This window comes from Micromonospora sp. NPDC047465, from assembly GCF_040643125.1.
In the GTDB taxonomy this organism is placed as follows: domain Bacteria; phylum Actinomycetota; class Actinomycetes; order Mycobacteriales; family Micromonosporaceae; genus Micromonospora.
Map to the genome: position 1 here is coordinate 118,338 of NZ_JBEYTP010000002.1, position 17,152 is coordinate 135,489.

Consider the following 17,152-nt stretch of genomic DNA (forward strand, 5'->3'; position numbering starts at 1 on the left):
GGCGTGGCGAGCGTGAGGAGACCGGATGGCGCACGGGGAGGCCGAGCACGGCTGCGCCCAGGGTGAGCCCTGCCGGACGGGCCACCACGACCAGCAGGCGGCCGCCAAGCATCACCGCCGGCTGCCCGGCGGGTTCCCGGCCCATGCGCCGGAGCCCCCTGGCCGTGCGGCGGAGCGCGCCGACGAGGACGCCCCGGCGCCCCGGCAGCGTGCCGCCGAGGCGGCCCTGCCCGGCGAGGTCGAGCCGGCGGCGGCGCAGGGCTGCCGCAGCGACCTGCCCGGTTGGGCCGGCGCGCACCGGCACGGCCCGGTCCGCCCACGGCACCGTGTCGTCCGCCGGGAGCGACCGCCGCGCCGCTGGTGCTGACCCCACGGGCGGCCTACGACGGGCCGGTCGGGCGACGGCGGGCCCGGCGGCGATGCGTGTGACGGCGGCGGGGGCGGCCGTCAGCGGGTGCGGCGGCGGACCAGCAGCGCGATCCCGGCGAGACCGGACGTGATGACCAGCACCACCGCCACGTTGAGCAGCAGCAGTCGCTGAAGTTCGCCGAGGGCCTCGCCGATGTCCTTCGCCGGGTTGAGCGCGTCCTCCGGGATGACCCGCTCGCCGCCGCCGACGCCGCCGCTCACCGTGTCGTACTGCCGCTCCAGCGGCACACCGGCGGTGCGGAGCGTCTCCGACATGCTGAGCCGGCCGAGGAACCACCCCGCGGTGGTCTTGCGGGAGTCGGGCTGCTTGGCGGGCCGGTAGACCCGCGGCCCGCCGACCGCCTTCGGGTAGAGGTCGTACGTCTGCTTCGGAACGTCGCCGGCGAACACCACGACCGTGTACTTCGGACCGAGGTCGGCCGCCTTCGGGCCACGGGCCTGCCCGGTGCGGCCGAGGAAGTTGACCTGGTCGACGACCGCCACGACGTGTGCCGGGTGGGCGTCGGCGTGCAGCCGCAGCGGCTCGGCCAGGCCCTCGCCGGTGATCTCCACGGCGGCGGGCGGAGGCTTCGGCGCCGCCTTCGCCGCCCCGGCGAGGCCGAGCGACAGGACCGTCGCCGCGAGTCCGCCCGCCAGCACCGCGACCAGTCGCCGCATCGTCCGGACCATCGCCGCCTCCTCGCCCCGTTCGATGGATGGCTTGCTGCAGGTCACGCGCGTTGCCTGGCCGACGGAGTGACCGAACCCGCACACATCGGGTGCCCACTCTCAAGACTCCGCAGAACGTCGATCGGTTGCAGCTCGTGGAACAGTAATTGGAACTATCTGCGATCTGGGCCCGACTAATGAGCGGCAGCCGTTGATCAGCGGGCGGATCGTACCTTTACGGAGGGGTTCATGGGGGGCAGGGTCCCACGGGCGGCACGTACCTGGCCAGTGGTGGTCGGCGTGGCGCTCGGTGTGTCGCTGGCGCTGCCGGCCGCGCCGGCCGCCGCGCACAACTCGCTGACCGGCAGCGATCCGCGCAACGGCGCCCGGGTGGCCGAGGCGCCGACCCGGATCGAACTCCGGTTCCTGGCGAAGCCCGACCCGGGCACGACGAAGATCACAGTCACCGGGCCGGACAACGTGGTCGCGTCGGGCGGCCCGCCGACCTTCTCCGGCTCCCGGGTCAGCATCCCGTTCACGCCCGGCAGGGCGGGGCTGTACGTCGTCGGCTACCGGTTGGCGTCCAGCGACGGGCACCCGGTCTCCGGCGAGGTGCGGTTCACCCTCACCACCGGCACCCCCGCCGAACCGCCCCCGTCGACCGGTCCGACCGCGCCGGCCTCGGCCGTACCGTCGCCGACCGACGCCGCGGCGCCGACCTCGGCCGCGCCCGTCCCGACGGGCGGCGCGACCGTGGCCGCGGTGCCGACGGCCGGGCGCAGCGAGGGCGCGGCGGGGCGGGGCTGGCTGTGGGCGCTCGGCGGCGCCGTGGCGCTGGCCGCCCTCGCGGCGGGCCTGCTGCTCCGCCGCCGCTCCGCCCGCCGCTGACCGTCACCGCCGGCCCGACGGTCCGACGGTCCAGCGCCCGGGCCGGTCGGGCCGGCCCGGGCGCTGACGGTACGTCTGTCGAGGTCAGACGAGGCGGACCCGGGCGGCCCGCAGCCGGCTCAGGGTGCGCTCGCGGCCGAGCACCTCCAGCGACTCGAACAGCGGCAGCCCGACCGTGCGGCCGGTGACCGCGACGCGCACCGGCGCCTGGGCCTTGCCGAGCTTGAGGCCGCGCTCGGCGCCGACCGCCTCCAGCGTCGACTTCAGCGTCTCCGCGTCCCAGGACTCCAGCCCCTCGAAGGCCGCCGTGGCCGCGTCCAGCAGCTCCGCCGAGCCCTCCTTCATCGCCTTGGCCCAGGCGGCCTCGTCGACCAGCGGCGCGGCGAGGAAGAGGAAGTCGACGTTCGGCACGATCTCGCTCAGCACCGCGATCCGGGTCTGCGCCAGCGGGGCCACGGCCGCGAAGGCGTCCGCGTCGAACTCCTCCGGCTGCCACGGCGGCGGGGCGATCGTGCCGGTGCCGGTCAGCCACGGCCGGCAGGCCTCGACGAACTCCTCGACCGGCAGCGCCCGGATGTACTCGCCGTTGAACGCGCGCAGCTTCTTCTCGTCGAAGAACGCCGGCGAGGGGTTGACCTCCGCCAGCCGGAACTCCTCCTCGATCACCGACCACGGGACGATCTCCCGGTCGCCGGAGGGCGCCCAGCCGAGCAGCATCAGGTAGTTGCGCATCGCCGCGGCGAGGTAGCCCTCGTCCCGGTACGCCTCCAGGGCCACCTTGTCCCGCCGCTTGGAGAGCTTCTGCCGCTTCTCGTTGACCACCACCGGCACGTGCGCCCAGACCGGCGGCTTGACGCCGAGGGCGTCCCAGAGCAGCTGCTGCTTCGGCGTGTTGGGCAGGTGCTCCTCGGCCCGGATCACGTGGGTGATCCCCATGGTCATGTCGTCGACCACGTTGGCCAGCAGGAACACCGGCGAGCCGTCGCCCCGGGCGATGACGAAGTCCTCGATCAGCTTGTTCTCGAACGTCGGCTCGCCGCGGATCAGGTCGACCACCACGGTCGCGCCCTCGTCGGGGGTGCGGAAGCGCAGGGCGCGGCCCTCGCCGGGCGGCAGGCCGCGGTCGCGGCAGAAGCCGTCGTAGCCCTGGTACTGCGAGCCGGTGCGGGCCTGCACGGCCTCCCGGGTGCAGTCGCAGTAGTACGCCCGGCCGGACTCGTGCAGCCGGGCGGCGGCGGCCCGGTGCTCGCCGGCGTACTGGGACTGGAAGTAGGGGCCCTCGTAGCTGCCGCGCTCGATGCCGATCCAGTCCAGCGCCGAGAGGATGCCCTCGGTCCACTCCGGCTTGTTGCGCGCCGCGTCGGTGTCCTCGATGCGGAGCACGAACACCCCGCCCTGCTGCTTGGCGTAGATCCAGTTCTGCAGCGCGGAGCGGGCGCCGCCGACGTGGAACATACCGGTCGGGGAAGGGGCGAAGCGTACACGTACCGTCACGCCCCCCAGCCTACGGCGGCGCGCGACCGGATTCGGCCAGGGGTACGCCTCAGGGCACCGAGCGGATCTTCAGCACCAGCACGCTGCCCAGCACGGTGACCGCCGCGGTGACCGCGTAGAGCGCGGGATAGCCGCCGAGGTGCACCACGAGCGGGGCGGAGATGGCCGGCCCGAGCACCTGCGGGGCCGAGTTGGCGATGTTGATGACGCCGAGGTCCTTGGCCCGGTCCGCCGCGGCCGGTAGCACCTGGGTGATGAGCGCGGCGTCGACCGACAGGTAGACGCCGTAGCCGGCGCCCAGCAGCAGCGCGGCGGCCACCGCGACCGGCCAGACCGGCGCGACGGCGAGCAGCAGCGCGGCGACGGCCATGATCCCGCCGGCGGTGATGACGAAGACCTTGCGCCGGCCGGTCCGGTCCGACAGCCGGCCGGCCACCACGGCGGTGCCCGCCAGGCCGGCCGTGTAGAGCAGGATCAGCACCAGCAGGCCGCCCTCGGGGTCGGCGTGGCGCACCTCGTCGGTGAGGAAGTAGAGCAGGTAGAGCGTGCCGAGCGCGTTGCCGAGTTGGACCAGGAACCGGGTGATCCAGGCCCAGCCGAAGTCGGGGTGGCGGCGGGGCGAGACCCACATGGCGGCGAGCAGGGCGCGCGGTCGCAGCGCCGGGCGGTGCGCCCGGGGCAGCGGGTCGTCGGCGGTGAGCAGCGCGAACGGCAGGGACAGCAGCAGCACCGCCGCCGCCACCGCCAGGTAGCCGGCGGCGGTGCCGGTGACCAGGGCGGTGACCAGCACCACCCCGAGCACCAGCCCCAGCGCCTGGGGGATGCCCACCCAGCCGGAGACACCGCCCCGCTGGGCGACGGGCACCCGGTCCGGCACGGCGGCGGTCAGGCTGGCCAGCATCGCGTTGAAGCAGACCTGGGCGGCGACCCAGCCGAGCGCGACCCCGGCGACGGTGCGTTGCTGGGCCAGCAGCACCAGGGCCGCCGCGCCGAGCACCGCGCCGCCGGCGGTCCAGACATGCCGGCGGCCGAACTCCCGCCCGGCCAGCCGCGGGCAGGTCCGGTCCGACAGCGCCCCGGCGAGGGGGTTGGCGAGCACCGCGGCGAGCGCGCCGAACCCGGTGACCACGGCGAGCATGGCCTCCTTGTCGGCCGGCGCGATCCGTTCCACCTGTTGCGGCAGCAGCACCTGGATCGGGGTGAAGAACGCCATCCAGACCCCGAGGTTCGCGGCGAAGACCAGCGCGACCCAGCTCCGCCGGACCGGCACGGTCGGTTCGGCGAGCGCCGCCGGCAGCGACCCGGGCGTCGGGTCGACGGTGGTCACGGCCGGCTGATCAGGTCGCGGAACCAGGCGTACGAGGACTTGGGCGTACGGGCCTGCGTGTCGAAGTCGACGTGCACCAGGCCGAAGCGCTTCGTGAAGCCCTCCGCCCACTCCCAGTTGTCCAACAGGGACCAGACGAAGTAGCCGGTCACGTCCACGCCCTCGTCCATCGCGGCGCGTACCGCGCGCAGGTGCCCGTCGAGGTACGCGATCCGTTCCGGGTCGTGCACCCGGCCGTGGGCGTCGGGCACGTCGTCGTACGCGCAGCCGCTCTCGGTGACCTGGATCGGCGGCAGGTCGTCGCCGTACGTGCGGTGCAGCCAGCCGAGCAGCTCACGCAGCCCGTCGGGGGCGACCGGCCAGTCGAACGCGGTGCGCGGGTACCCGTCCAGCGGCACCAGCTCGAACGGCAGCGGCGAGCCCTCGTCCGGGGCGCGTACGCCGGTCGGGTTGTAGTAGTTGACCCCGAGCACGTCGATCGGGGCGGCGACGACGGCCAGGTCGCCGTCGCGCACCACGGTCTCGTCGAAGCCGAGCCCGACCGGGTAGCCCCGGCCGAGCAGCGGGTCGGTAAAGAGCCGGTTGTGCAGCGCCTCGTACGCCGCGCCCGCCGCCCGGTCGGCGTCGCTGTCGCCGGCCGGCCGCACGGGCGAGTAGTTGTTGGCGATGGCGACCGGGCTCGTGGTGCGCGCCCGCAGCGCCGCGACGGCGAGGCCGTGCCCGAGGAGCTGGTGGTGGGCGACCGGGAACGCGTCGAAGAGCAGCGTCCGCCCGGGTGCGTGCTCGCCCGTGGCGTGGCCGAGGCTCATGTGGATGAACGGCTCGTTGAGGGTGATCCACAGCTTCACCCGGTCGCCGAGGCGGGCGGCGGTGGCGTCGGCGTACTCGGCGAACCGGTGGGCGGTGTCCCGGGCCAGCCAGCCGCCGGCGTCCTCGAGGGGCTGGGGCAGGTCCCAGTGGAAGAGGGTGGCGACCGGGTCGATGTCGTGGGCCAGCAGGTCGTCGACCAGCCGGTCGTAGAAGTCCAGCCCGGCGGCGTTGACCGGACCGTCGCCGGTGGGTCGCACCCGGGGCCAGGCGACGGAGAAGCGGTACGCCGAGACGCCCAGCCCGGCCAGCAGCGCGACGTCCTCCGCGTGTCGGTGGTAGTGGTCGCAGGCCACGTCGCCGGTGCTGCCGTCGGCGATGCGGCCGGGGTCGTGGGCGAACGTGTCCCAGATGGACGGGCCGCGTCCGTCCTCGCCGACGCCGCCCTCGATCTGGTAGGCGGAGGTGGACACTCCCCAGCGGAATCCGGCGGGGAACTCGGGCATCGCTGCGGTCGACATGCGCCCTCCCGTCGTACGTGAATCGTGTTCGCGACTCTAGGGGTCGGCCGGGCGATGCGCCATAGGCCGTACGACGCCGCGGCGCAATGGATTTCGGCGTGTCTTTTTCCGAACACGTCCAGGTACGTCCGAATTTGCGCATAGAGTGCCGATATCGTGGGATGTCCTCACTGGAGGAAAGACGGAAATGATCCTCGTGGAACGCAGTGCGCACGTGATGGCGCCAGTGGAAGCGGTCTGGAACGTCGTGCAGCGGGCCGAGCAGTTGCCGGCCTGGCTGGCGGGGGTCCGTGCGGCCGAGGTGCTCTCGGGAGAGGGCTTCGGGCGGCGACAACTGGTCCAGGCCGGCCGTGGCGCGGCGCATGAGGCCGAGGTGATCGCCTACCAGGAGCCGACCCTGATCGGCTGGCGCGAACGCGCCAAGGGCGCCGGTGCCCGGGCGGAGGCGCGCACCGAGATCTACGTCCAGCTCACCGCCGACGACGAGGAGGAGGGCGGGACGATCGTACGGCTCATCGTCGTCCGGTGGCCCGCCGGTCCGGTCAAGGCGGCCCTGCTCCGCCTCGGCCTGCGCAGGGTCGGCGCCGACCTGGAGGACTCGCTCGCCCGGCTGACCGACCTGGCCGCCGTCGGCTGACCGGGCCGGTCCTGGCGCCGCCCGCGCGACGATGGTGGCCCGGTGTCCCCGCCAGGGACTCCGGGCCACCACCGTTCGTCCCCCAGACACGACGAGGGGCCCGGCACGGATGTGCCGGGCCCCTCGTCGCGGACGACCTAGCTGTCGCCGCCGGTCTCGCCGACCGGGGCGGCGTTGACGTCCTCGATGGCGTACTTCTTGGCCGCCTCGGCGGGGACGTTCGCCGGCACCGTGCCGCGCAGGGCGAGCTGCCGCAGCGTCGCCACCGCCACGGACTCGGCGTCGACGTGGAAGTGCCGGCGCAGGGCGTGCCGGGTGTCGGACATGCCGAACCCGTCCGTGCCGAGCGAGGTGTAGTCCCCGGGCACCCAGCGGGCGATCAGGTCCGGCACCGCGCGCATCCAGTCGCTGACCGCGACCTTCGGCCCGTCGGCGTCGGCCAGCTTCCGTGCCACGTACGGCTCCCGCTGCTCCGCGCCCGGGTTGAGCAGGTTGTGCTCCTCGCACTCCACCGCGTCGCGGCGCAGCTCCGTCCAGGAGGTCACCGACCAGACGTCGGCGGCCACGCCCCAGTCCTGGGCGAGCAGCTGCTGCGCCTTGAGCGCCCACTGCATGCCCGTGCCGGAGGCCAGGATGTTCGCCTTCGGGCCGTCCACCTGCGGGGCCGGCGCGTAGCGGTAGATCCCCTTGAGGATCCCCTCGACGTCCACGCCCGCCGGCTCGGCCGGCTGCAGGATCGGCTCGTTGTAGACCGTCAGGTAGTAGAAGACGTTCTCCTGGGCGTCGCCGTACATCCGGTGCAGGCCGTTCTCCAGGATGTGCGCGATCTCGAACGCGAACGCCGGATCGTACGCGACCACCGCCGGGTTGGTGGCGGCGATCAGGAGCGAGTGGCCGTCCTCGTGCTGGAGCCCCTCACCGTTGAGCGTGGTGCGGCCGGCGGTGGCGCCGAGCAGGAAGCCCCGGGCCATCTGGTCGGCGGCGGCCCACAGCCCGTCGGCGGTGCGCTGGAACCCGAACATCGAGTAGAAGATGTACATCGGGATCATCGGCTCGTCGTGCGTCGCGTACGACGAGCCCGCCGCGGTGAACGAGGCGACCGAGCCGGCCTCGTTGATGCCCTCGTGCAGGATCTGCCCGCCGATGGCCTCCTTGTACGACAGGAACAGCTCCCGGTCGACCGAGGTGTAGCGCTGGCCGTGCGGCGAGTAGATCTTCTGCGTCGGGAAGAGCGAGTCCATGCCGAAGGTGCGGGCCTCGTCCGGGATGATCGGCACCCAGCGCTTGCCGAACTCCTTGTCCTTCATCACGTCCTTGAGCAGGCGGACGAAGGCCATGGTGGTGGCCACCTTCTGCTTGCCCGAGCCGCGCTTGACGTCGGCGAAGCGCTCCGGGCCCGGGATGGCCAGCCGCTTGCTCCCCGGCCGCCGGGACGGCAGGTAGCCGCCGAGCTGCTGGCGCCGCTCCTTGAGGTAGGCGATCTCGTCGGACTTCTCGCCCGGGTGGTAGTACGGCGGGAGGTAGGGGTTGTCCTCCAGCACCTTGTCCGGGATGTCCAGGTAGAGCCGGTCGCGGAAGGTCTTCAGGTCCTCCAGCGTCAGCTTCTTCATCTGGTGCGTGGCGTTGCGGGCCTCGAAGTGCGAGCCCAGCGTCCAGCCCTTGATCGTCTTGGCCAGGATCACGGTCGGCTGGCCGGTGTGCTCCATCGCCGCCTTGTAGGCCGCGTAGAGCTTGCGGTAGTCGTGCCCGCCCCGCTTGAGGTTCCAGATCTCGTCGTCGCTGAGGTCCTCGACCATCTTGCGGGTCCGCTGGTCGCGGCCGAAGAAGTGCTCCCGGACGTACGCCCCGGACTCCGCCTTGTAGGTCTGGTAGTCGCCGTCGGGCGTGGTGTTCATCAGGTTGACCAGAGCGCCGTCGGTGTCCGCCGCCAGCAGCGGGTCCCACTCGCGGCCCCAGACCACCTTGATGACGTTCCAGCCGGCGCCCCGGAAGAACGCCTCCAGCTCCTGCATGACCTTGCCGTTGCCCCGCACCGGCCCGTCGAGCCGCTGGAGGTTGCAGTTGATCACGAAGGTAAGGTTGTCCAGCTCCTCGCGGGCGGCCACGCCGATCGCGCCGAGCGTCTCCGGCTCGTCCATCTCGCCGTCGCCCAGGTACGCCCATACGTGCTGGTCCGAGGTGTCCTTGATGCCCCGGTGGTGCAGGTAGCGGTTGAACCGCGCCTGGTAGATCGCGTTCAGGCCGCCCAGGCCCATGGAGACCGTGGGGAACTCCCAGAAGTCCGGCATCAGCCGCGGGTGCGGGTACGACGGCAGGCCGCCACCCGGGTGGGACAGCTCCTGGCGGAAGCCGTCGAGCTGGTGCTCGGTCAGCCGCCCCTCGAGGAACGCCCGCGCGTACATGCCGGGGGAGGCGTGGCCCTGGTAGAAGATGTGGTCGCCGCCGCCCGGGTGGTTCTTGCCCCGGAAGAAGTGGTTGAAGCCCACCTCGTAGAGGGAGGCGGAGCTGGCGAAGGTGGAGATGTGCCCGCCGACGCCGATCTCGGGGCGCTGCGCCCGGTGCACGAGCATGGCCGCGTTCCACCGGACGTACGCCCGGATCCGCCGCTCCACGTGCTCGTCACCCGGGAACCACGGCTCGCGCTCCGGCGGGATGGTGTTGATGTAGTCGGTGGTGGTCAGCGACGGCACCCCGACCTGGCGCTCGCGGGCCCGCTCCAGCAGGCGCAGCATGACATAGCGGGCGCGCTTGGTTCCGCGCTCGTCGATGACACCATCGAGCGACTCGACCCATTCGCTGGTCTCTTCAGGGTCGATGTCCGGAAGCTGGCTCGGCAGACCAGCGGTGATCACCGGGCGCTTGCGTTCCGTAGCCACAGGCGTTCCCTCGGTTCTGTGTGGGATAGGTCTCTAGCGTCATCCTGCCCCCTGGTGGCACCCGCCGTCACGCCCACCGCCCCGAGACGCGACGCTGAACACAGGTACCCGTCGGTAACTTTCTGCGACCGGCGATCCACCAGTCGATCCGCCCGTCCATGTCCGGTCCGGTGGCGGGGACTCCGGCGGCGGTTGGTCACCCCCTCGGGCAGAATGCGACGTATGCGCAGTGAGGTGATCACGGTCCAGACCGGGTCCCGGCCGGCCGTCCGGGACATCACGGCGGAGGCCGAGCGGTTCGTCGCCGGTCAGGGCGACGGCCTGCTGCACGTCTTCGTGCCGCACGCCACGGCCGGGCTGGCGCTCATCGAGACCGGCTCGGGCTCCGACGACGACCTGCTCACCGCGCTCGACGACCTGCTGCCCACGGACGACCGCTGGCGGCACCGGCACGGCTCGCCCGGCCACGGGCGCGACCACGTGCTGCCGGCGTTCGTCCCCCCGTACGCGACGCTGCCCGTGGTGGACGGGCGATTGGCGCTGGGCACCTGGCAGTCGCTCTGCCTGGTCGACCCCAACGGCGACAACCCCACCCGGACCGTCCGGTTCTCCTTCCTCCCCGGCTGACCGCCCCCGCCCCGCATCGGGCAGGGGCGGTGCCGGGTGGGCCTTCCGCGTCGCCGGTCAGGCGGCGGTGGCGAGTTGGGTGACGCGGACGCGGGTGACCAGCGCGTCGAGCAGGCCGCGGAGCAGCGCCTCGGTGGTCTCGTCCTTGACGGTGCCGTCGAGGGCCAGCTTCTCGTGCGCGTTCGTCACGATGATCTCCGGCTTGCTCAGCACGGCCGAGTCGGTCCAGAGGAAGAGCTGCCGGAGCTGGAGCTGGGCCCGTACGGTGCCCATGCCGGTCGGCGCCGCGCCCATGATGGCCACCGGCTTGTGCGCCAGGGGCGACACCCACGAGGTGATCGGGAAGCTGGGCCGGGACGCCCAGTCGAGCGCGTTCTTGAGCACGCCCGGCACGCCGTAGTTGTACTCCGGGGTGGCGATGAGCAGCGCGTCCGCCGCCGCGATCCGCTCCCGCAGGTCCGCCACGGGCGCGGGCGGCTCGGGCTCGACGTCCTCGCTGAAGGGCGGGATGGCGCCGAGGTGCTCGTACCGCTGGATGGTCATGCCCTCGGGGGCGAGGCGCTGCGCGGCCCGGATCAGCGCCGTGTTGAACGACGCGTCGCGCAGGCTGCCGGAGATGGCGAGGACCGAGAGGTCGGACATGCGGGAACTCCTCCGTCGGGTGCCCATCGCGATTTGCGTGAGCTGCTCGATAGTAGAGCTGTTCAACTATTGAACCGCAAGTAGGATGTGAGGCATGGCGCAGCACACCGACCTCCCCGCCCGTCCCGCTCCGGGCGACCGGCCCGAGCTGGCCGGCGACGTGGTGCGCCGGATCATGCACGTCGCCTCCGCGATGCGGCACCACCAGGACGTCGAGGTCGGCGAGCTGGGGCTCACCCCCGCCGCCGCCCGGGCGCTGCACGAGCTCGACCCCGACCGGCCGCTGCCGGCCCGGGACCTCGCCACGGTCCTCGGCTGCGACCGCTCCAACGTGACCGCCCTGGTCGACAAGCTGGAGCAGGCCGGGCTGGTCGAGCGGCGGATCGACCCGGCGGACCGGCGGCAGAAGACGCTGGTGGTGACCGACGAGGGCCGGCGGGTGCGGGCCCGGGTGCGGCAGGTCATGTCGGACTCCCGACTGCTCGCCGGGCTCACCGTCGACGAGTTGGCGAGCCTGCGCGAGCTGGTGTGGAAGGTCTCCGACGGCGGCTGCCCCGAGTCGTGCGGCGACGCCTGAACCGCCCCGCGTCGTTCGTGTCCGGGTGGGCGAGTCGGGCGCTCGTCGGTAATGCTGTCGGACGTGACCACCCCGCAAGATCTCGACGACCGGTTCCGGGAGGCGCTGGCCGCGCTGGCCGCCCCGCACCAGCCGCGTGACCCGGCGCGGCCGGTCACCGACGACGCGACGCTCACCGGAGCCCGGGTGCTGGACCTCTTCGACGCCCAGGTGACCAGCCGCCAGCTCGACCTGGCGGGGCGTTGGCTGCGCAGCTTCGGCGAGGGGTTCTACACGATCGGCTCCGCCGGCCACGAGGGGAACGCCGCGGTCGCCGCCGCCCTGCGCGCCACCGATCCGGCGCTGCTGCACTACCGCTCGGGCGCCTTCTACTGCGTCCGCGCCGGTCAGGCCGCCGACGCCGCCCGGCCCGACCGGCCCACCGACGCCGACCCGGCACCCCCCGACGACGACGCCAGCCGCGCGGACGAGCCCGGCCCGGAGAAGCCGGCCGGCACGCCGCCGACCGCCGGGGCCGCCGCGGACCGGCCGCTTCCCCCTGGGTGCGCCGAGGCGGCCCGCGACGTGCTGCGGGGGATGGTCGCCTCCAGCCGGGAACCGATCGCCGGCGGGCGGCACAAGGTCTTCGGCCGGGCCGACCTGGCCGTCGTCCCGACCACCTCCACCATCGCCTCGCACCTGCCCCGCGCCGTCGGGATGGGGCTGGCCGTGGAACGCCTGCGCCGGCTGGACACGGCCGGCCGGCGCGCCGGGGAGGGGGTGCGGGTCGGCAGCGGCGGGGGAGCGGCGCACGCGCCCTGGCCGCCCGACGCCATCGTGGTCTGCTCGTTCGGCGACGCCTCGGTCAACCACGCCAGCGCCACCGCCGCGTTCAACACCGCCGGCTGGTACGACCACGCCGGCCTGCGCATCCCGGTGCTCTTCGTCTGCGAGGACAACGGCCTCGGCATCAGCGTCCGCTCCCCGAAGGGGTGGGTGGAGACCGCGCTGCGGTCCAGGCCGGGCATCCGCTACTTCGCGGCCGACGGCGGCGACCTGGTGCGGGCGTACGAGGTGGCGGCCGAGGCGGCGGCCTGGGTCCGCCGGCACCGGCGCCCGGCCGTGCTGCACCTGTCGACGGTGCGGCTGATGGGGCACGCCGGGGCGGACGCCGAGACCGCGTACCGCGGCGCCGACGAGATCGCCGCCGACCTCGACCGGGACCCGCTGGTCGGCACCGCACGGCTGCTGGTCGAGGCGGGCTTCGCGTCCGGCGACGAGCTGCTGGCCCGCTACGACGAGATCGGCTGGCTGGTGCGCCGGATCGCCGAGGAGGTGCTGGACGAGCCGAAGCTCGCCGCGCCGGCCGAGGTGGTGGCGCCGTTGGCCCCCCGCCGGCCGGTGCGGGTCGCCCGGGCGGTGGCGGACGCGGCGGCCCGGGCCAGCGGCCCCGGCGCCGGGGCGCGGGCGGAGGCGTTCGGCGGCAAGCCGCCCGAGCTGACCGGCCCGCTGACCCTGGCGCAGAGCATCAACGCCGCGCTCGCCGACGGGATGCTCGACCACCCGCAGATGGCCGTGTTCGGCGAGGACGTCGGGGCCAAGGGCGGCGTGTACGGGGTGACCAAGGGGCTGCGGGACCGGTTCGGCGCGGCCCGGGTCTTCGACACCCTGCTCGACGAGACCTCGATCCTCGGGCTGGGGCTCGGCGCCGGGCTGGCTGGGATGCTGCCCGTGCCGGAGATCCAGTACCTGGCGTACCTGCACAACGCCGAGGACCAGGTGCGCGGCGAGGCGGCGACCATGCAGTTCTTCTCGCAGGGGGCGTTCCGCAACCCGATGGTGGTGCGGGTGGCCGGGCTGGCGTACCAGGAGGGCTTCGGCGGGCACTTCCACAACGACAACTCGGTGGCCGTACTCCGGGACGTGCCGGGCCTGGTGATCGCGGTGCCGGCGCGGCCGGACGACGCCGCGCCCATGTTGCGCACCTGCCTGGCCAGCGCGGCGGTGGACGGCAGCGTCTGCGTCTTCCTGGAGCCGATCGCGCTCTACCACACCCGCGACCTCTACGCGGACGGCGACGGCGAGTGGCTGGCCCCCTATGCCGAGCCGGGCGCGTGGACCGGCGGGCACGTGCCGATCGGGCGGGCCCGGGTCTACGGGGTCGGCTCCGCCGAGGACGTCACGATCATCACATTCGGTAACGGGGTGCGGATGTCGCTACGCGCGGCGGCGACCCTCGCCGACGAGGGGATCGGCGCCCGGGTGGTGGATCTGCGCTGGCTCGCCCCGCTGCCGGTGGCGGACATCATCCGGGAGGCCGCCGCGACCGGCCGCGTGCTGGTGGTGGACGAGACGCGCCGGTCCGGCGGGGTGGGCGAAGGGGTGATCGCGGCCCTGGTCGACGCCGGATATGTCGGGGCGGCGCGGCGGGTAGCCGGAGTTGACTCGTTTGTACCATTAGGTCCGGCGGCGCGTCAGGTTCTGGTCTCCGAGGAAGCAATTACCCAGGGTGCCCGTACGCTGCTGGCACGGTAAATTCCGTTCCACCCGGTGCGCCACTTGCGCGGGGAGCCACAACTGTGTGGACTTGCCTGACGGCGTCGCACGACGTCGCCAGCAGGGATGAGATGAGGAGGCACGCGACAGTGAGCGCGACCGCTGGTCAGGCCGCCGACGGGGTACGCAGCCTGGCGGACCGGTTCGGAATCGAGCCGGGGATGGTCGTCATGGAGATGGGATACGACGACGACGTCGACCAGGATCTCCGGGACGCCCTGACCGACCGCTGTGGAGAGCTGGTCGACGAGGACACCGACGAGGTGGTCGACGCAGTGCTGGTCTGGTACCGCGACGGCGACGGTGATCTCTTCGAACTCCTCGTCGACGCCCTCGGCCCGCTGGCCGACAACGGTGTCGTGTGGCTGCTCACGCCCAAGGCCGGGCGCGAGGGGCACGTCGAGCCGAGCGAGATCGCCGAGTCCGCGCCCACCGCCGGCCTCCAGCAGACCTCGACCGTCAACGCCGGCCGGGACTGGAGCGGCGCCCGCCTCGTCCTGCGGCGCGGGGCCAAGGGCAAGAAGTAGGCGCCTCTGTGGCACCCGGCGGTGCCCATCGCCGGGTGTGGCAGGCTGGTGCCCATCCGACCCCATCCTGAGGAGCTCGCATGCCGATCGAGGTTGGCGCCGAGGCGCCGGACTTCGTGCTCAAGGACCAGAACAACCAGGAGGTCCGGCTCTCGGACTTCCGCGGCAAGCGCACCGTGCTGCTGGTCTTCTACCCGCTCGCCTTCACCGGCATCTGCCAGGGTGAGCTGTGCGAGGTGCGGGACAACCTCAACGAGTACGTCAACGACGACGTCCAGGTGCTCACCGTCAGCGTCGACTCGGTCTACGCCCACAAGATCTGGGCCGACCGGGAGGGCTACCAGTTCCCGCTGCTGGCCGACTTCTGGCCGCACGGCGCGGTCGCCCAGGCGTACGGCGTCTTCAACGACGTCGCCGGCATCGCCAACCGGGGCACCTTCGTCATCGACAAGGCGGGCGTGGTGCGCTTCGCCGAGATGAACATGCCGGGCGAGGCCCGCGACCAGCAGGGCTGGCGCAAGGCCCTGGCGGAGGCCGTCGCGGCCTGACCAACCGGGCACACCGTACGACCGGGCCGGCGGGTGGCAGGGTAAGCTTGCCAGCCTCCGGCCCGCCGTACGGGCGTTCCGGGCGCGTAGCTCAGTGGGAGAGCACTCGCCTTACAAGCGAGGGGTCGCAGGTTCGAAACCTGCCGCGCCCACCACATGCCACCAGCGGAAACCGCCCCCGAGAAGATCACTCCCCGGGGCGGTGACAGCAACAGCGGTTACGAGAGCCGTCCGTCGAGCTTCCCGAGCGCCTGCCGCATGGCATCAAGGCGGCCCTGAACGGGCCGCACACGTCGCCGCCTGGGCGCGCGCCGGCCGCTGCCGCGCGTTGCGGCCCGTGTTTCTGCAACGGCCGGTCTGAGCCCGACTCGAAAGCGCTTGGGGCGGCTCTCCAGCGATGCTCGGAAACCTTGCAAGCCGATCCACTGGCAAGAGGGCTCCGAAAAGGCGGGCGAGTCGTTGACGCACCTGGCCGACCACAGCGTCAGAAACGCGAGAACTCGTGGCAGGGTGCTGCTGACCGTCTGAATCTGGATCCGAGGAGAACCATGTCGGAGGACGCCACCGTCGATCTCATCCGGTCGTTGATCGAGGCCATGGCCGGACCGTCGTTGGCCAGGGAGATGCGCGGGCCCGTGGAGGGCTGGGAGTCGCTAGCGATGATCCTGGAGTTCGGCGAAGGCTATCGCAGTGCGCACGGGTACGCGTACTCGCCCGACGGCGTCATCACGGCAGTGGCCTGTGACTGGTCGAGCATCGAATCGGCGGTCCATGCGTACTTGGGGAGCCACTACAAGCCCGGTGATCTGCTGCCCGTGAAGATCCTCGTGCAGTTCGACCGGACGACCGGCAGGTACCAGGTGACGTTCGAGGACACGGACGAGGAACGCTGGGCGGTGAAGCCGGCGAACTACAGGGAGATGCGCGAAGCGCTGCGCCCGAAATTCGACTGACACAGTCGGTGACCTGGGCGCAGACTTCGAGAAGCCGCCGTGACCGCGTGTCACCATGTCGTTCAAGCCAATAGCTTGAGCCGACGCCCGGAGCCGAGTCCAGATGGCCCTCCGTGCCGGAACGTGGTGGAGTTCCGCTTCGAGGTCTGAGACCCGAACCGCCATACTCGCCCTGTGACTCTCGTAGCTGAAGCATCCTCCCCGCCTCCATAGTGGGCGGTGCCCGTGGTGGCAGGCGCCCACCCATCACCACCAGGACCGACGCCGGCCCGAAGGGGCGCGGAGGCGCTGGCAGGATCATGGCGAGGGCCAGCTCGCGCTCGGCGGCGGTCAGGTGACGTTGTCCGACGTCACGGACGCCCCGGTCGCCGGCTGCTCGCAGTCCGCGCCGAAGGTGTGCGCCACGGACTGGCCCCAGTCCGTCGAGTCGGCCTGCACCTGGAAGTGCAGGTGCGGTGCGGTCGACCGGCCCGTGTTGCCTGAGAGCGCGATTGCCTGTCCCTGCGTCACCTGGTCGCCCACGTTCACGAGCACACCGTTGGCCTGGATGTGGAAGTACCAGGTCGTGAATCCGCCGGCGTGGCGGAGCCGTACGGCGTTGCCCCAGTTCTGCAGGCTCCCGTTCGGGAACGGGGTGTTGGCCGGAGTGGTCGGCTGGTTGGGGTCGTAGGTCGTTGTCTGGTTCTCCTGGAGCCACTCGACGGTACCTTCGCGGGCGGCGCGGATCTCCGTGCCTGCGGGCAGGTCGAAGTCGAAAGCCCAGGACTGGCTGCCATTGTGGGAGCCGGCGGGGTTGTTGTTTCCTTGTCCAACTCTGTGAGCGACCCCGCCCTTCCACGGGTACCGGTAGGCGCCAACCGGATCTTCGTCGAGGTCAAGGCACGCAATCCTGAGCCCCTGCTGGAAGTACGCGCCGTCCTCGGTCTTGAAGTCGACAACGTGTCGCCGCCAACTGCACCACTGGGTGCCGTCCCCCGGACGCCACACTGCGGCGAGCCGCCCGTTATCGGTCGTCAGAGTGCCGAGGCGCAGCCCTTGGGCGAAGTAGGTCCGATCCCGGGCAGCGAAGTCGTCGCCCGACATGCCCCAGTGGACCCATTGTGTGCCGTCGCCGGG

At 72.5% G+C, this 17,152-nt stretch carries 16 protein-coding genes and 1 tRNA gene; 10 read left to right on the plus strand and 7 right to left on the minus strand.

Features of this window, described 5'->3' with window-relative positions; translation table 11 throughout:
- Nucleotides 1-25 precede the first annotated feature (25 nt).
- Nucleotides 26-367, plus strand: coding sequence for a hypothetical protein (locus ABZ793_RS02835; protein ID WP_357450899.1), 342 nt, complete (start codon nt 26-28; stop codon nt 365-367).
- Nucleotides 368-447: 80 nt separating this feature from the next.
- Here ABZ793_RS02835 and ABZ793_RS02840 read toward each other — a convergent pair whose 3' ends face one another.
- Entirely contained in the window at nt 448-1,098 is a 651-nt protein-coding gene (locus ABZ793_RS02840) for a hypothetical protein (RefSeq protein ID WP_357451473.1), read from the minus strand.
- A 279-nt stretch (nt 1,099-1,377) separates the two neighbouring features.
- Here ABZ793_RS02840 and ABZ793_RS02845 point away from each other — a divergent pair, with 279 nt between their 5' ends.
- Nucleotides 1,378-1,965: a copper resistance protein CopC gene (locus tag ABZ793_RS02845; RefSeq protein ID WP_357450902.1), complete on the plus strand. Its 588-nt coding sequence runs from the start codon at nt 1,378-1,380 to the stop codon at nt 1,963-1,965.
- Nucleotides 1,966-2,049: 84 nt separating this feature from the next.
- On the opposite strand, the gene gltX is transcribed toward ABZ793_RS02845, so the two are convergent.
- From gltX to ABZ793_RS02860, 3 genes are read right to left on the minus strand one after another with little or no spacing between them, the layout of a single operon-like run.
- The gene (gene gltX, locus ABZ793_RS02850) at nt 2,050-3,459 is read right to left on the minus strand and encodes a glutamate--tRNA ligase (RefSeq protein WP_357450906.1); all 1,410 of its coding nucleotides are present in this window, start codon (nt 3,457-3,459) and stop codon (nt 2,050-2,052) included.
- A gap of 49 nt (nt 3,460-3,508) precedes the next feature.
- Entirely contained in the window at nt 3,509-4,786 is a 1,278-nt protein-coding gene (locus ABZ793_RS02855; RefSeq protein WP_357450909.1) for an MFS transporter, read from the minus strand.
- Entirely contained in the window at nt 4,783-6,114 is a 1,332-nt protein-coding gene (locus tag ABZ793_RS02860) for a GH1 family beta-glucosidase (RefSeq protein WP_357450912.1), read from the minus strand. Before ABZ793_RS02860 ends, ABZ793_RS02855 begins: the two co-directional genes overlap by 4 nt.
- Before the next feature lie 187 nt (nt 6,115-6,301).
- Between ABZ793_RS02860 and ABZ793_RS02865 the strand changes: the two genes are divergently transcribed.
- Nucleotides 6,302-6,751, plus strand: coding sequence for an SRPBCC family protein (locus tag ABZ793_RS02865; RefSeq protein WP_350707749.1), 450 nt, complete (start codon nt 6,302-6,304; stop codon nt 6,749-6,751).
- Nucleotides 6,752-6,888: 137 nt separating this feature from the next.
- Here the strand turns inward: ABZ793_RS02865 and aceE are convergent, their stop codons facing one another.
- Nucleotides 6,889-9,627: a pyruvate dehydrogenase (acetyl-transferring), homodimeric type gene (gene aceE, locus ABZ793_RS02870; RefSeq protein WP_357450917.1), complete on the minus strand. Its 2,739-nt coding sequence runs from the start codon at nt 9,625-9,627 to the stop codon at nt 6,889-6,891.
- A 222-nt stretch (nt 9,628-9,849) separates the two neighbouring features.
- Here aceE and ABZ793_RS02875 point away from each other — a divergent pair, with 222 nt between their 5' ends.
- Complete coding sequence (locus tag ABZ793_RS02875; RefSeq protein WP_350707754.1) at nt 9,850-10,254, plus strand: YjbQ family protein; 405 nt, start codon at nt 9,850-9,852, stop codon at nt 10,252-10,254.
- Between the two features lie 57 nt (nt 10,255-10,311).
- On the opposite strand, the gene ABZ793_RS02880 is transcribed toward ABZ793_RS02875, so the two are convergent.
- Nucleotides 10,312-10,896: an NADPH-dependent FMN reductase gene (locus ABZ793_RS02880; RefSeq protein WP_350707756.1), complete on the minus strand. Its 585-nt coding sequence runs from the start codon at nt 10,894-10,896 to the stop codon at nt 10,312-10,314.
- A gap of 94 nt (nt 10,897-10,990) precedes the next feature.
- Here ABZ793_RS02880 and ABZ793_RS02885 point away from each other — a divergent pair, with 94 nt between their 5' ends.
- The 6 genes from ABZ793_RS02885 to ABZ793_RS02910 all read left to right on the plus strand — a co-directional run bounded on the left by ABZ793_RS02885 (nt 10,991) and on the right by ABZ793_RS02910 (nt 16,036).
- Nucleotides 10,991-11,473 carry a MarR family transcriptional regulator gene (locus ABZ793_RS02885; protein WP_357450922.1) on the plus strand — a complete coding sequence of 161 codons (483 nt, stop codon included), beginning with the start codon at nt 10,991-10,993 and terminating at the stop codon, nt 11,471-11,473.
- Nucleotides 11,474-11,524: 51 nt separating this feature from the next.
- Nucleotides 11,525-13,987: a transketolase C-terminal domain-containing protein gene (locus ABZ793_RS02890; RefSeq protein ID WP_357450925.1), complete on the plus strand. Its 2,463-nt coding sequence runs from the start codon at nt 11,525-11,527 to the stop codon at nt 13,985-13,987.
- Between the two features lie 110 nt (nt 13,988-14,097).
- Nucleotides 14,098-14,535 carry a DUF3052 domain-containing protein gene (locus tag ABZ793_RS02895; protein ID WP_357450928.1) on the plus strand — a complete coding sequence of 146 codons (438 nt, stop codon included), beginning with the start codon at nt 14,098-14,100 and terminating at the stop codon, nt 14,533-14,535.
- A gap of 80 nt (nt 14,536-14,615) precedes the next feature.
- Nucleotides 14,616-15,083, plus strand: a complete 468-nt coding sequence (locus tag ABZ793_RS02900; RefSeq protein ID WP_091104391.1) for a peroxiredoxin — start codon at nt 14,616-14,618, stop codon at nt 15,081-15,083.
- An 80-nt stretch (nt 15,084-15,163) separates the two neighbouring features.
- Nucleotides 15,164-15,238: transfer RNA gene (locus tag ABZ793_RS02905), tRNA-Val, on the plus strand.
- 393 nt (nt 15,239-15,631) lie between these two features.
- A complete protein-coding gene (locus ABZ793_RS02910) occupies nt 15,632-16,036 on the plus strand; it encodes a hypothetical protein (protein ID WP_357450931.1) in 405 nt (134 codons plus the stop codon).
- Between the two features lie 330 nt (nt 16,037-16,366).
- Here ABZ793_RS02910 and ABZ793_RS02915 read toward each other — a convergent pair.
- A partial coding sequence (locus tag ABZ793_RS02915) for a peptidoglycan DD-metalloendopeptidase family protein (protein ID WP_357450934.1) occupies nt 16,367-17,152 on the minus strand: 786 nt, incomplete at its 5' end.

Excerpts from the sequence above, each read along its gene's own strand:
- ABZ793_RS02835 (WP_357450899.1), top strand. The coding sequence starts at position 26 with ATGGCGCACGGGGAGGCCGAGCACGGCTGCGCCCAGGGTGAGCCCTGC.
- ABZ793_RS02840 (WP_357451473.1), bottom strand. The coding sequence starts at position 1,098 with ATGGTCCGGACGATGCGGCGACTGGTCGCGGTGCTGGCGGGCGGACTC.
- ABZ793_RS02860 (WP_357450912.1), bottom strand. The coding sequence starts at position 6,114 with ATGTCGACCGCAGCGATGCCCGAGTTCCCCGCCGGATTCCGCTGGGGA.
- ABZ793_RS02865 (WP_350707749.1), top strand. The coding sequence starts at position 6,302 with ATGATCCTCGTGGAACGCAGTGCGCACGTGATGGCGCCAGTGGAAGCG.
- ABZ793_RS02875 (WP_350707754.1), top strand. The coding sequence starts at position 9,850 with ATGCGCAGTGAGGTGATCACGGTCCAGACCGGGTCCCGGCCGGCCGTC.
- ABZ793_RS02880 (WP_350707756.1), bottom strand. The coding sequence starts at position 10,896 with ATGTCCGACCTCTCGGTCCTCGCCATCTCCGGCAGCCTGCGCGACGCG.
- ABZ793_RS02885 (WP_357450922.1), top strand. The coding sequence starts at position 10,991 with ATGGCGCAGCACACCGACCTCCCCGCCCGTCCCGCTCCGGGCGACCGG.
- ABZ793_RS02890 (WP_357450925.1), top strand. The coding sequence starts at position 11,525 with ATGCTGTCGGACGTGACCACCCCGCAAGATCTCGACGACCGGTTCCGG.
- ABZ793_RS02900 (WP_091104391.1), top strand. The coding sequence starts at position 14,616 with ATGCCGATCGAGGTTGGCGCCGAGGCGCCGGACTTCGTGCTCAAGGAC.
- ABZ793_RS02910 (WP_357450931.1), top strand. The coding sequence starts at position 15,632 with ATGTCGGAGGACGCCACCGTCGATCTCATCCGGTCGTTGATCGAGGCC.